General features: G+C 70.7%; 15 protein-coding genes and 1 pseudogene. 6 read left to right on the top strand and 10 right to left on the bottom strand.

Features of this window, described 5'->3' with window-relative positions; translation table 11 throughout:
- The first annotated feature begins 83 nt into the window (after positions 1-83).
- The 4 genes and pseudogenes from GA0070606_RS24625 to GA0070606_RS33500 form a co-directional block, all read left to right on the top strand.
- On the top strand, positions 84-770 hold the full coding sequence (locus GA0070606_RS24625; RefSeq protein WP_281191026.1) for an NADPH-dependent F420 reductase: 687 nt from the start codon (positions 84-86) through the stop codon (positions 768-770).
- Between the two features lie 251 nt (positions 771-1,021).
- Complete coding sequence (locus GA0070606_RS24620; protein WP_091104757.1) at positions 1,022-2,317, top strand: exo-beta-N-acetylmuramidase NamZ family protein; 1,296 nt, start codon at positions 1,022-1,024, stop codon at positions 2,315-2,317.
- Between the two features lie 131 nt (positions 2,318-2,448).
- Positions 2,449-2,835 carry a hypothetical protein gene (locus tag GA0070606_RS33505; RefSeq protein ID WP_091104754.1) on the top strand — a complete coding sequence of 129 codons (387 nt, stop codon included), beginning with the start codon at positions 2,449-2,451 and terminating at the stop codon, positions 2,833-2,835.
- Positions 2,759-3,112 (top strand): annotated as a pseudogene (locus tag GA0070606_RS33500) (hypothetical protein); the annotation flags it as partial. The gene GA0070606_RS33505 and the pseudogene GA0070606_RS33500, both read left to right, overlap by 77 nt.
- Positions 3,113-3,140: 28 nt before the next feature.
- On the opposite strand, the gene GA0070606_RS33495 reads toward GA0070606_RS33500, so the two are convergent.
- The 8 genes from GA0070606_RS33495 to GA0070606_RS24575 form a co-directional block, all read right to left on the bottom strand.
- On the bottom strand, positions 3,141-3,863 hold the full coding sequence (locus tag GA0070606_RS33495; RefSeq protein WP_245725014.1) for an McrC family protein: 723 nt from the start codon (positions 3,861-3,863) through the stop codon (positions 3,141-3,143).
- Positions 3,864-4,322: 459 nt separating this feature from the next.
- Complete coding sequence (locus tag GA0070606_RS24600) at positions 4,323-4,811, bottom strand: NUDIX domain-containing protein (protein ID WP_141721795.1); 489 nt, start codon at positions 4,809-4,811, stop codon at positions 4,323-4,325.
- Positions 4,798-5,967: a hypothetical protein gene (locus tag GA0070606_RS32150; RefSeq protein WP_141721794.1), complete on the bottom strand. Its 1,170-nt coding sequence runs from the start codon at positions 5,965-5,967 to the stop codon at positions 4,798-4,800. The genes GA0070606_RS24600 and GA0070606_RS32150 overlap by 14 nt, the downstream gene beginning before the upstream one ends.
- Entirely contained in the window at positions 5,964-6,701 is a 738-nt protein-coding gene (locus tag GA0070606_RS24595; RefSeq protein ID WP_141721791.1) for a hypothetical protein, read from the bottom strand. The genes GA0070606_RS32150 and GA0070606_RS24595 overlap by 4 nt, the downstream gene beginning before the upstream one ends.
- Positions 6,702-6,809: 108 nt before the next feature.
- Positions 6,810-7,064 carry a DivIVA domain-containing protein gene (locus GA0070606_RS24590; RefSeq protein WP_091104743.1) on the bottom strand — a complete coding sequence of 85 codons (255 nt, stop codon included), beginning with the start codon at positions 7,062-7,064 and terminating at the stop codon, positions 6,810-6,812.
- Positions 7,064-8,146 carry an FAD-binding oxidoreductase gene (locus GA0070606_RS24585; protein WP_245724794.1) on the bottom strand — a complete coding sequence of 361 codons (1,083 nt, stop codon included), beginning with the start codon at positions 8,144-8,146 and terminating at the stop codon, positions 7,064-7,066. The genes GA0070606_RS24590 and GA0070606_RS24585 overlap by 1 nt, the downstream gene beginning before the upstream one ends.
- Positions 8,143-8,505: a globin family protein gene (locus GA0070606_RS24580; protein ID WP_245725013.1), complete on the bottom strand. Its 363-nt coding sequence runs from the start codon at positions 8,503-8,505 to the stop codon at positions 8,143-8,145. The genes GA0070606_RS24585 and GA0070606_RS24580 overlap by 4 nt, the downstream gene beginning before the upstream one ends.
- Positions 8,496-8,750, bottom strand: a complete 255-nt coding sequence (locus GA0070606_RS24575) for a hypothetical protein (RefSeq protein ID WP_091104741.1) — start codon at positions 8,748-8,750, stop codon at positions 8,496-8,498. Before GA0070606_RS24575 ends, GA0070606_RS24580 begins: the two co-directional genes overlap by 10 nt.
- A gap of 195 nt (positions 8,751-8,945) precedes the next feature.
- Here GA0070606_RS24575 and GA0070606_RS24570 point away from each other — a divergent pair, with 195 nt between their 5' ends.
- Together GA0070606_RS24570 and GA0070606_RS24565 are read left to right on the top strand one after the other, a co-directional pair.
- On the top strand, positions 8,946-10,193 hold the full coding sequence (locus GA0070606_RS24570; RefSeq protein ID WP_091104738.1) for a helix-turn-helix transcriptional regulator: 1,248 nt from the start codon (positions 8,946-8,948) through the stop codon (positions 10,191-10,193).
- On the top strand, positions 10,190-10,738 hold the full coding sequence (locus GA0070606_RS24565) for a flavoprotein (RefSeq protein ID WP_091104736.1): 549 nt from the start codon (positions 10,190-10,192) through the stop codon (positions 10,736-10,738). Before GA0070606_RS24570 ends, GA0070606_RS24565 begins: the two co-directional genes overlap by 4 nt.
- A gap of 121 nt (positions 10,739-10,859) precedes the next feature.
- Here the strand turns inward: GA0070606_RS24565 and proC are convergent, their stop codons facing one another.
- Together proC and GA0070606_RS24555 are read right to left on the bottom strand one after the other, a co-directional pair.
- Entirely contained in the window at positions 10,860-11,678 is an 819-nt protein-coding gene (gene proC, locus GA0070606_RS24560) for a pyrroline-5-carboxylate reductase (RefSeq protein ID WP_091104733.1), read from the bottom strand.
- 74 nt (positions 11,679-11,752) lie between these two features.
- Positions 11,753-12,781 carry an ATP-dependent 6-phosphofructokinase gene (locus GA0070606_RS24555; RefSeq protein WP_091108138.1) on the bottom strand — a complete coding sequence of 343 codons (1,029 nt, stop codon included), beginning with the start codon at positions 12,779-12,781 and terminating at the stop codon, positions 11,753-11,755.
- Positions 12,782-12,871 lie beyond the last annotated feature (90 nt).

Here is a 12,871-nt window from a genome sequence, read left to right as displayed (position 1 = left end):
CGGCCCGGCCGTACGCCGCAGCGCCGGACGACGGTCGCGATTGTCGACCACGGCGATAGGGAATACGGCCACGGCGAACGGGGTTGGGGATCGACATGACAACTGTGGGACTCATCGGCAGTGGACACATCGGCGGCACGGTGGCACGGCTGGCGGTGGCAGCCGGCTACGACGTGGTGTTGAGCAACTCGCGCGGCCCGGAGACGCTCAAGGACCTCGTCGACGAGCTCGGCCCGCGCGCCCGCGCGGCCACCCCGGCGGAGGCGGCGGAGGCCGGCGACCTGGTGGTCGTCACCATCCCGCTCAAGGCGTACCGGGACGTGCCGGTCGAGCCGCTCGCCGGCAAGGTCGTGCTCGACACGAACAACTACTACCCGGAGCGGGACGGCAACATCCCCGAGCTGGACTCGGGCTCGGCCACCAGCAGCGAGCTGCTCCAGCGCCATCTGCCGGGGTCGCGGGTGGTCAAGGTCTTCAACAACATCTTCTTCAAGCACCTGCACGCGCTGGCCCGACCCGCCGGCGCCGCCGACCGCAGCGCGCTGCCGATCGCCGGCGACGACGCGGCGGCGAAGGCCGATGCCACGGCCTTCCTCGACCGGATCGGCTACGACGCGGTCGACGCCGGGACGCTCGCCGAGAGCTGGCGCTACCAGCCGGACACGCCGGCCTACGGCACCATCTACTCCGTGGACCCGGCGAACTGGGAGCACGAGACGCCGGCCGACGCCGCCACGGTGCGCGACGCGCTGGCCGCCGCCACCCGCTGAGCCTCACATCCGACGATCGGGCGGGCCGTCCCGGGCGGCCCGCCCCTGTCTGCTGCCGGGCCGTCGCCGCGCGCCGTCCCGACGACCCGGCAGTCGTACGGCGGCGAACGCCGGTCACCGGCCCGGCGTCGGCCCTCGCCACAGCCCTTCTCCAGTCCGGCACCAGGGCACCGGCCGGCAGCCTGTAGCTAACTTTCCTTGACTGACCATCGATATGTAGCTAAGTTTCGACCAACCGACGGGAGGTCGACATGGAGCGCAGGAAGTTCCTGGCCGGGGCGGGTGCGGTGACCGCGGGCGCGGTCGCGGCGGCGGCCCCCGGCACGCCCGGCGGCGCGGTGCCCGGCATCCGCCGCGTGGAGACCGGCCTCGACGTGCTCGTCGCGTCCGACTTCGGGGACCTCGCCGGCCAGCGGGTCGGCGTGATCTCCAACCCCACCGGCGTGGACGCGTCCTACCGGCACCTGGTCGACCTGATGCACGCCTCCGACGCGGTGCGGCTGGCCGCGGCGTTCGGCCCCGAGCACGGCTTCCGCGGCTCCGCGCAGGCCGGCGGCAGCGAGGGCACCGGCGTCGACGCCCGCACCGGGATCACCGTCTACGACGCGTACGGGGCCTCGCAGGCCAGGTGGGAGGCCATGTTCACCGAGGCCGGCGTCGACACCGTCGTCTTCGACATCCAGGACGTGGGCGTCCGCTTCTACACCTACATCTGGACGATGTACACCTCCATGGTGGCCGCCGCCCGGGTCGGCAAGCGGTACGTCGTGCTGGATCGGCCGAACCCCGTCGGCGGCCGGGCGTACGGGCCGATGATGACGCCTGCCTACACCTCCGGCGTGGGGCTGAAGGAGATCGTCCAGCAGCACGGGATGACCGTCGGCGAGCTGGCCGGGTACTTCAACGCGGAGTTCCTGCCCGCCGCGGCCGGGCGACCGGTCGACCTGCACGTCGTCACGTGCCGCCACTGGAAGCGCGACCGGCTCGCCGCCGACACCGACCTGCCCTGGGTGATGCCCAGCCCGAACATGCCCACCCCGGACACCGCGCTGGTCTATCCCGGCACCGGCCTGTTCGAGGGCGTCGCCTCGATCACCGAGGGCCGGGGCACCTGCCGGCCGTTCGAGCTGATCGGCGGCCTCGCCGACGACTTCGACTACCACTGGTCCGACCGGCTCAACGCGCGTGAACTGCCCGGCGTCGAGTTCCGCGAGGCGTACTTCACGCCGACGTCCGCCGGGCAGAAGCCGGCGCTACTGAACAAGCTCTGCGCCGGGGTCGAGGTCAAGGTCGTCGACCGGGCGACGTACGACCCGATCCGCACGGCGGTGGCCATGCTGGTGGAGGCGCACAAATACGACGCGTTCGCGTGGCGGCGCGACTCGTGGGACGCCGCGCGTCCGTACTGGATCGACAAGCTCACCGGGTCGCCGCGGCTGCGCACGATGATCGACGCGGGCGCCGACGTGGCCGACGTGGTCGGCGCCTGGGCCGACGAGCTGGCGGACTTCAACCGCCGGCGGAAGCCCCACCTGCTCTACCGGTGACGCCGTCGCGTCCACTATGGATGAAGTTCAAGGTTCACTCAAGGATCGACGCGGTCGATCGACGGTCCCGCACGCCTCGGCTAACTTCCCTGCAAGGCTCCACAACCTCGATCGATAGGGAAGTAACCCACATGTCGAAACCCTGGTTCGCCCGTGCGGCGGTGGTCGGCGGCATCGTCGTCGCGACGATCGTCGGCTCCACCGCTCCCGCCCTCGCCAGCAACAAGTCCCTGTCCCTCTCGGGGGGACGCGGCACGATGACCTTCATCGACGACGGCGACATGTTCCAGGTCTGCGACACCCGTGCGGACGGTCATGGCGTCACCGGCGAGCTGTTCTACCGGTCGTGGCTCGAACCGACGAGCAGGCGCGTGCTCACCGTCGACGACGGCGGCGACTCGGGCTGCGACAAGTCGGGATACAACGTCGGAAACGACGGCTATTACCAGATGCGGCTGTGCTGGAACGGTTGGGACCCGATCGTGTCGTGCCAGTGGAGCGAGGAGTTCAACGAGTAGCGCCTCCACGGCCGGCTTCACGCCGACGTCCGCCGGGCAGAAGCCGGCGCTGTTCAACAAGCTCTGCGCCGGGGTCGAGGTCAAGGTCGTCGACCGGGCGACGTACGACCCGATCCGCACGGCGGTCGCCATGCTGGTGGAGGCGCACCGGTACGACGCGTTCGCGTGGCGGCGCGACTCGTGGGACGCCGCGCGTCCGTACTGGATCGACAAGCTCACCGGGTCGCCGCGGCTGCGCACGATGATCGACGCGGGCGCCGACGTGGCCGACGTGGTCGGCGCCTGGGCCGACGAGCTTGCCGAGTTCAACCGCCGGCGGGAGCCCCAACTGCTCTACCGGCGATTCCGCCGGCCAAGGCGTCGACCCGGGCAAGAAGACTGGCCCGGGTCGACGTCGAGGTCGAGCGCATGGCAGACGATCTCGATCCCGGCGTTGCGGACGATGTGACGGACCGGTGACGGTCGCCGGAGGCGTAGATCAGATGCCCGTGCGTCAGCCCGTAGGCGACGCAGTAGGCCAGCATCTGGTAGGCATCCTCGATCGAAGACCCGCCACTGTCCAACAGGAATGCGTTGCTGAGCACGCCGCCCCGGCCCGCTTCGACGGAGGCGCCGGCGAGCACCAACTCGGCCAGCCGCAGGACGATACGCAGCCGCTCGTTGAGCCGGGTCGGCCGCCAGTCCGGCACGGGCTCCCCTGCCGCAGCCGGGTGACCCCGGCGAGCCGCGCGGCGAGGTGGCGGAGCACCCGCCGTGATCCGGCGTCGACCCCGGGCACGCGCAGCAAGCGATCGACTGCGGTGGAGCGGGCCCTGGCGCAGTGTCCGATCGGTCTGCCGGGACAGGGCGGCGGCGAGCGCCGGCACCAGGCCGTCGTGCTCTGTGAGCGACACGCTCTCGTCGCGCCAGCCCTTCGGGTTGCGGGCGTAGCCGACGAGGAAGAGCAGGCGCGCGATTGGCACCTTCGGCTCGATGTGCAGTTCGACCCGGCCGATCCGGGCCGCGCCGATCTTCCTGCCCGCGCGCACGCTGCGGCCCGGAGGTGAGCTTGAACCGCAGGGTGCCGTCGTCGCCGCTTTCCGGCCGGAAGCTCGAAGGAGTCCTCGTAGGTGTAGGAGGGATGGAACTGGATCAGCTTCACCGCGTGCGGCTCGGTCACCCGGGCGGCCAACTGCTGCGCCAGATACGTCTTGCCCCGTGCCGCCAGCGGTGGCTGACGGGAAGGAGCGTTGGTCCACGGAGATGCCGCCGGGCAGGGGCTCGTACTCGCCGTAGCGCAGCTCGCGCAGCAACGGACCGAGCCACTCCGATCAGGCGCGCGATGGACACCGCGCCGCGCGCCCGCCGCTTCGCGAAGTCGGCGTCCGCGTCGCGCAGGTAGAGGTACTTCGCGTTGGCCAGTCGCCGCACCGATTCGGTGGCGGCCAGGTCGTAGGAGACAGGGTCGATGCCGGGAACCTCTCCGAGGCCGTTGCGAAGGGCAGGCGTCAGTAGGTATCGCCCCAGTAGGTATCGGTGCTTCTGTTCATGAGTTCCCCCAGCTGACGCAGGCCGGTGGGAAAGATGTTCAGCTCCCGCAGATCCGCGAGACTGCACCACCGCATCCCCTGCTGGCCCTCGTCGGAGACGTCGTCGGCCGCGATGTAGTCGGCGCGGAGGTCCGACTTGAGTTGAGCCAGGAAGTAGAACTCGACCTTGTGCTGGTCTCGTCCCTTTCCGGCGAGCGCGTGCCGGCCATGTATGTACTCCCGGACGAAGAGGAGTCGCCCCGGCACCACCTCCGCGCCGATCTCCTCCTGACATTCCCGCACCAACGTCTCTTCCAGCGTCTCGCCGAACTCCTGCCGCCCCCCGGGCAGCGAATACCAGACGCCGAGGCCCATCTTCCGGTCCACATACCTGAGCACGAGCACGTTGTCGCCATTTTGGATGATGGCCTTGGCAGAATTTTCGAGCCGACCGTCACCGCTCACCATGTCGTCCTTCCATTCCCGCCGCCTCGACCATGTCCAGAAAGGTGTGCGGAGGCGGGTCGTCCTGCCAGCCGTTGCTCTCCAAGCGGTCGAGCAGGGCTCGCTTGAGGTCGATGACTGCCGTGAGCGGCTCGCCGAACCGCGGGTCCGCCGCGGCCAGGTCGAGCGCGATCTCGCTCCACAGCCCGTCCGCCTCCTGGCGGCACTCCCGCATGATGCCACTCGATATGAGCGTTTCCAACACGGCGCGGTGCACCTCGACCAACTCGAGGTCGCCGACCAGTGCCCGGTTGAGTTCGGCGGCGTCGCCACGCCGGGCACCGATGACGTGCCGTGCGCGTGCCCAGAGCCGGTCGATCAGCACCCGCAGATCGGCCGAGACCGACGGGTCGGCGAGCCCTCGGGCTACCGGGTAACTGACCAGCCCGGTCGCGGCGTCCTCGAACAGATCGGCCAACTCGTCCACCCGCTGCCGTAGCCGGCGCATCTTCCGCAGCACCTCGCCCAGCCCGTCCGGCACAGGCTGCGCAGCGTAGGCCAGCAGACCGAGCAGCCCCGACGAATAGAAGCCGGAGCCCAGATGACGGGAGCGGTCGTCCGTGCGGTACCAGGCAACCAGCCTCTCGGGATGGTCGAGCGCCGCCACGTCGAATCTGCCCGCGTAGTTGTCGTGCATCGACTGGACGATCCCGGCGGTGACCCTCGCCATCACCGGAAGCGCTCGTCTGCCGGCCGGGCTGAGCGACGCTTCCCGGATCATCGTCAGGACGCTCGTCACCGCGAAACACATCGTCGAGTTGACGTCGGCGAGCAGCAGCGCCGGGTCCCTCAGGGAGTAGGACGCCGACAGGTCGAGGTGGCGGTCCATGTTGTTCAGGACGAGCGTCTGACCCAGGGCATAGATCCTCACGTACTCAGCCAGTGCAGTGGGTTCGAGACCGAGCCGGGTCCCCACCGCCACCGGCGGGAGCGTCTGCCGAAACAACAACTCCGGGTCGATGGCGTCCTGATGCAGCAACGCCATGCGGGAAAAGAGAAAGTCCACCTCGCGAAGCCGATCAAGCGCGACAAAGATCGGCTCGCCGTACCGGGCGAGAAGGCCGACGGTGGTCTGGAAGTCGTAGTCGACCGGGTCACTGCCCGGCAGGAAGCGCCTCACCTGGCGGCTCGTTTCGACCGGGCCCGCTGAGCCCTCCGTAGGAAGTCCCAGGTGAATTCCATCTGAAACAGGAAGTAGATGAGCCACAGGGCCACCGACAGTGCCACCGGCCACGAGATGTCGGACCCGTACGTGGTCAGGCGGTCGACGCCGACAGCGACGTAACCGGCATTCAGCAGGCCGATCACCACCGAGGTCAGCGCCGCCGCCTTGAGCTTGCGACGGCTCTCCAGATAGGGGTTGGTCGAACCCCACACCGGCTTCCAGCCCTCGGGAAACTCGGCGGCGAGCGCGTGCAGGTACAGGCTGCGTAGCCGGTTCACCTGGTGTTTCGCCTCGGTCTGCACTCGGTCGGTGACCACGTACGCACGCAGGACGATCGTGTTCAGCACGCCGGCGACCAGCGCTGCGGCATAGATGATGGGTAGTCGCAACACGGTGCCCACCTGACCGACCGACGAGATCAGCTTCGCCGACACCAGGGCTCCCGCGACCAGGACGGGGAACGCCAGGATGCGGAGGCTCAGCTTGTAAAGATCACGCTCCGCGTCCTTGTAGTCGTTGTGCAGGATGAACGCCTGCTCGAAGTCGATCAGGAGCATCTTGCGAGCAGTCTCCACATCGATGCCCGACTGTTCCTGATCCACAGCAGCGGTGAGGTCACCGGTGCGGCCTGGTGTCAGCGCCCGCCTGATCACCTGGCGCAGGCGATCGCGACGCTCGTGAATCGCCACCGGTGACCGCCACCTTCCCGAAGGCATGTGCTGCGCATTATCGCGTCAGTCATGCCGCCAGGAGAACGGTCGCGTAGAGACGACAAATGCCGACAGGTAAGGCGTTATCTATCGGGTCGCGCGCCTCCCCAGACGGCTCTGCCAGGTGCGCAGGGCCTGCTTGAGGCGCTGGTTCTCCTGTTCGAGAAGGTCGAGTCGGCGACTCCGCTCACCCACCTCGTGGGCGAGCCGGTGCAGCAGGGCGTCGACGTCCTCAGGCCGGTAGCCACGCCGACCGAGCCGGGTACGCGGCAGCGCCAGCTCGCGGACGCCGCTCGAGGTGAGCGGCCCGGCGAGCGCGTTGCGGCTGCGGTAGACCGCCATCAGCCGGCGTACCCGTCGGGCAGGTGGATCCGCTCGGCCGGCACGCCGGCGGCGAGCAGCCGCAGTCGCGCCCCGGCGATCATCGCGGGCGGCCCGCAGACGTAGACCTCCTGGTTGGGTCGGTGGTGGTCAAGCGCCATGGTGAGCGCGTCGGCCTGCTCGGCCGGGGCGGCGGCGACGTCGTGCGAGAACGCCGGCACGACGGTCAGCCAGTCGTGGGCGCACTGCAACTTGTCCAGGCTGATCGAGTCGTAGAGGTCGGCGAAGGAGCGGGCCCCGACGACCAGGGTGACCCGCCGCCCGGCCGGCGCGGCGGCCACCTGCTCGACGATGGCGCGCAGCAGCGCCAGCCCGGTGCCTCCGGCCACCAGCAGCAGATCCGACCGCGACGACTCGTCGAGGGTCAGCCCGGTGCCGTCGGGCGGGCCGAGCCAGAGCTGGTCGCCGGGGAGTACCGCGTGGACGAGGGTGCGGGAGACGGAGCCGGCGGCGACGGCGCGGACGTGGAACTCCAGCGTGCCGTCCGGGCGCGGGGCGTTGGCCGGTGCATACCAGCGCCACCGGCCCAGCCGGCGCTCGGTGCACAGGGGCACCGCCTGGCCGGGCCGGAAGAGCACCCGCCGCACGGGGCGTACGGTCAGGATGGCGAGGCCGTCGGCGGCCCGGTCGTGCGCGATGACCTGGGCCGGCCACCAGGCCGGGCCGTCGCCGACGCGCTCGGCGCAGCCGGCAGTCGCCGCCAACGCACGCTCGCCGGCCCGTTGCCATGCCGCCGACAGTCCGGATGGCAGCGGCGCGGCATGGCGGGCGACGGTGGCCGCCAACATGAGCGCCACGGTCCGCTGGTGGGGCGACAGTCCGTAGCGGCGGTGGGCCCGGCCGAGCACGGCCAGCAGCGCCGCCCGCCCCGCCGGGTCGTCGCCGCCGCTGGCCACCCGCCCCAACGCGGCGAGGAACACGCCTGCCTCCCGTTCCGGCAGCAGCCCCGGGCAGCGCTCCTCGACCGCGCACCAGAAGTCGTCGGCGGCCTGGCGGACGTACCGCATGGTGGTCGACCAGGAGGCGGCCAGGACGGCGGTCACGAGCCGGCCTCGTCGGCGAAGGCCCGCCGGGCCGCGACCACCGCGTCAGGCGGCACGTCGAGCGCCTGGAGCACCCCGGCGAGGTAGTCGACCACCCGGCGGTGCTGCGCCTCCGTCAGGCCGAGGCCGCGCCACGCCCCGGCCGCCGGGCGGACGAGGTCGCCGGCCGGCCCGCCGAGCGCCACGGTGAGGGTCAGCGCCAGGTGCCCGCCGAGCCGGGCCCGATCGACCCCGATGAAGTACGGGGCCAGCTCGGCGTCCGCCGCCACCGCCCGCAGCCACCGGGCGACCGCGTCCCGCACGCCCGCCGGATCGAACCAGCCCTGCCGGGGGTACGCCCCGAGCCCGCTCACGCCCACGGCCAGGCACCCAGGTCGCCGGCAGCGACCAGCTCGTCGACCCGAGCGTCGGTGACCCCGGCCGCCCGCAGCGTGCTCCGGCCCCAGCGGGCCAGCCGGCACGGGTGCGGCACCCGCTCGCTGCGGCACAGCGGACCCGCCGGCCACTGCTCCGGCGCGTGCACCAGCACCGCCCGCAGGGCCAGCGCCACCTCGTCGTCGCTGACCGGCGTGAACACCGGGAAGTCGTCCAGCACCGCCGCCATCGAAGCCCTTCCGCCGAAATACGCCCCCCACCGGAGCCCAGCACCCGCCCCGGGCCATGCGTCCACCCTGGTCCTGGGGCGAAGCAGGCACTACAGCGTCCGAGCGGCTGAACTGACGCACAAATGCGGCGTCCGCGTACCCGTCTGATAGACGGAGGGTTACTACAGTCGCCGGCGTAGGGAGGGAGGGCTGCCGTGGCTCTGAAGCGACATCGGCTCTGTCAGCGACGAAAGGCGCTCGGGTTCAGTCAGGAACGCCTGGCCGAAGCACTCGGGGTCGAACGATCGACCGTCGCTCGCTGGGAGAGCGCGGAGACCGATCCTCAACCGTGGCATCGGACCCGGATCGCTGCCGCATTGCACGTTACGCTCGAACAGCTCGACGACATGCTCGTCGACGTCTCAGTAGCGACAGGTCGAGGGCAGGCCATGGGAGACGACACCTGCAACCCCGCATCTGCGATTCGGTCCCAGCTGCTGATCGGCCTGCGCGCGTTCCTCACCAGCTACCTGCACGATCCACCCGCTCAGCCAACGCCATCCCTGGCTGACGTCCGCCGGGGCGTGGTCCGAGTGCACACCCTCTATCAGAGGGCGAGCTACAGCTCAGCAGCCCGGCTGCTGCCGGAAGTACTACGCCAGGCCACCGAGCTGACGGACAGGGCACCCGGAGCGCGCCGCATCGACGCCTTCCGGCTCCTCGCCGCCGCCTACCTCGCGGCGTCGAAGCTCGCCAGCAAGGTGGGCGACGGCGACACCGCCCTGTTGGCCGCCGACCGTGCGTGGACCGCAGCCCGGCTCGCCAACCATCGAGCCCTCGCGGCGCTGGCCGCATATCAGGCTGCCTGCGGACTGCTGAGGCTGCCCGGTCGGGCTGACGAGGCCGCAGCGATGACGCAGACCAGCATCGAGCACCTGGTTCGCGACGGGCGGGCCAAGGATCCGGACCTACTCTCCGCTCATGGCGCGCTGCTGCTCCTGGCCGCGGTGATCGCCGCCCGACGGGATCGGCGCAAGGATGCCGACGATCTGCTGGTTCAAGCCGAAGGGCTGGCAGCTGAGCTGGGCTCGGACCAGAATCGGCTGTGGACCGGCTTCGGGCCCACCAACGTCGTCATCCACACCGTCTCCGCCGCCGTGGAGAGCAGAGACGCGGAACGGGCCTTCGACATCGCAAGCCGCCTCGACACCTCTCGGCTGCCGGCCGCGCTCGTCGGTCGACGGGCCCAAGTGCATGTCGATCTGGCCGCCGCCACCGCGATGGGCGCGAAGGAAAGTCCGCTGGCTGTACTACACATCCTGGAGGCGGAGCGGGTCGCGCCCGAGGTCGTACGCGCGAACGCCCAGGCACGAAACCTGCTGACGGATCTGCTGTCGAGGGAGCGTCGAGCCGCGACGCCGGGGCTTCGACCGTTGGCTGAGCGAGCGGGGCTGCTGGCGTGACGGATCCGCGAGTCCTGCATCTCGTCGTTTGCGCCGCTCCCCCGGCGCTCCAGATCGGGGAGCTTGTCGAACTGCTGAAGCAGGACGGTTGGACAGTCTGCGTGATCGCCACGCCCACGGCAGCACGATGGTTAGACCAGGCGGCTCTGACCGAGCAGACCGGCTACCCGGTGCGGTCCGAGTGGCGACTGCCGGGTGAACCGGACGTGCACCCAAGGGCTGACGCGGTGATGGTCGCGCCAGCCACCTTCAACACCATCAACAAGTGGGCGCTGGGCATCAGCGACAACCTCGCCCTCGGCATCCTCAACGAGACAATCGGCGCGGGCCTGCCGATCGTCGCCTTCCCGTACGCCAAGGACGCCCTCGCTTCCCATCCGGCCTACGGCACGCACCTTCAGCGACTCAGGGTGGCCGGCGTGAACATCGCCGCAGGGGCACCATGGAGTTTGCAGAGGCGAGGAGACACGTACAGTTGGCGGAACGTGGCGGACGCGCTGAATCAGCAGCGCCCGGCCTGGCGAGGGGCAAGCCAACGGAGCTGATCGGCGCGCAGGGACGCCTGGGCAACGTCGATGATCAGCCTTCCCAGGTCGTCGGAGACCCCGAAGGTAGCGATCTCTCCCGGTGCCACGTTCAGGCCAGCGCGAGGGTCGGCCGGGGAAGTCAGTCGGCCTGAGCGGCCAGTTCGCGGGCGCGGTCGCGGGCCGCCTCCAGGGCGGCGAGCAGCGCCGCCCGTACGCCGTGCTTCTCCAGCTCGCGCACGGCGGAGATGGTGGTGCCGGCCGGCGAGGTGACCGCCTCGCGCAGCTTCACCGGGTGCTCGCCGGAGTCGCGCAGCATCACGGCGGAGCCGATCGCGGTCTGCACGATCAGCTCGTGCGCGACCTGCCGGGGCAGGCCGAGCAGGATGCCCGCGTCGATCATCGCCTCGACCAGCAGGTAGAAGTACGCCGGCCCGGAGCCGGACAGGGCGGTCACCGCGTCCTGCTGCGACTCGGGCACCCGGATGGTCGAGCCCAGCGGCTTGAACATCTCCTCGGCCAGCGCGAGGTGCGCCCCGGTGGCGTGCGCGCCGGCGGAGATCGCGGTCATCGCCTCGTCGACCAGGGCGGGGGTGTTGGTCATGACCCGCACGACGGGGGTGCCCTCGGGCAGCCGGCGGTTGAAGAAGCTGGTCGGCAGGCCGGCGCAGAGCGAGATGACCAGCTTGTCGGCGGGCACCTTCGGCCCGATCTCCTCCAGCAGCGTCGCCGCGTCCTGCGGCTTGACGGAGACGGCGAGCACCTCGGCCTCGTCCACCGCGGCGAGGTTGTCGACCACCCGCACCCCGTAGCGGGCGGTCAGCTCCTCGGCGCGGGCGGGCCGACGGGCGGTGGCCAGCAGCCGGTCGACGGGCCAGCCCGAGCGCAGCAGCCCGGAGAGCATCAGCTCGCCGATCTTGCCCGCCCCGATCACCGCGACCGTGTGCACCGAACCCGCCATCGCCGTCGTACCCCCTCGCCGTGAGCCGGCGTCGCGGCGGGCCCTGGACGGCCCGCCGCGACGCCGTGGATGGATCAGCTGCCGAAGAAGACCTCGGCCTCGGCGTACCGCTCCAGCGGCACGGTCTTCAGCTCGCGGGTGGCCTCGGCGAGCGGCACGCGGACGATGTCCGTGCTCTGCATGGCGACCATCTTGCCCCAGTCGCCCTCGTGCGCGGCGTCGATCGCGTGCAGGCCGAGCCGGGTGGCGAGCACCCGGTCGAAGGCGGTCGGGGTGCCGCCGCGCTGGATGTGCCCGAGCACGACCGTGCGGGCCTCCTTGCCGGTCTTGGCCTCCAGTTGCTCGGCGAGCCACTGGCCGATGCCGCCGAGGCGGACGTGGCCGAACGCGTCGAGCTCCTGGTTGTGCAGCACCATCTGGCCCTCGAGCGGGTGGGCGCCCTCGGCGACGACGACGATCGGGGCGTACTGGTGCTGGAAGCGCTTCTCGACGTAGCCGGCGACCTGGTCGACGTCGAACTGCCGCTCCGGCAGCAGGATCACGTTGGCGCCGCCGGCCAGGCCGGCGTGCAGGGCGATCCAGCCGGCGTGCCGGCCCATCACCTCGACCACGAGGGTGCGGTGGTGGCTCTCGGCGGTGGTGTGCAGCCGGTCGATGGCCTCCATCGCGATGTTGACGGCGGTGTCGAAGCCGAAGGTGTAGTCGGTGGCGCCGAGGTCGTTGTCGATCGTCTTCGGCACGCCGATCACGTGCACCCCGAGCTCGTGCAGCTTGGTGGCCACGCCGAGGGTGTCCTCGCCGCCGATCGCGATGAGCGCGTCGACGCCCTGCGCGGCGAGGTTGTCCTTGATCCGCTCGACGCCGTTCTCGATCTTGAAGGGGTTGGTCCGCGACGAACCGAGGATGGTGCCGCCGCGCGGCAGGATGCCGCGGACGTCCGCGATGCCCAGCGGGCGGGACAGGCCCTCCAGCGGACCCTTCCAACCGTCCCGGAAACCCACGAACTCGTGGCCGTAGCTGGCGACGCCCTTGCGGACCACCGCCCGGATGACCGCGTTGAGACCTGGGCAGTCGCCGCCGCCGGTGAGCACGCCGATACGCATGATCTGCTCATCCTCCTGGAGCATCAGGTGAAGCCCGATTTGCCCCAGGATATGTGTCGGATCAGACCATCGGCGCCGTTGCCGGCCCGG

This window comes from Micromonospora citrea, from assembly GCF_900090315.1.
Classification (GTDB): Bacteria; Actinomycetota; Actinomycetes; order Mycobacteriales; family Micromonosporaceae; genus Micromonospora; species Micromonospora citrea.
The sequence above is the reverse complement of the archived record's forward strand: the minus strand, read 5'-3'. Positions and strand labels throughout refer to the sequence as shown.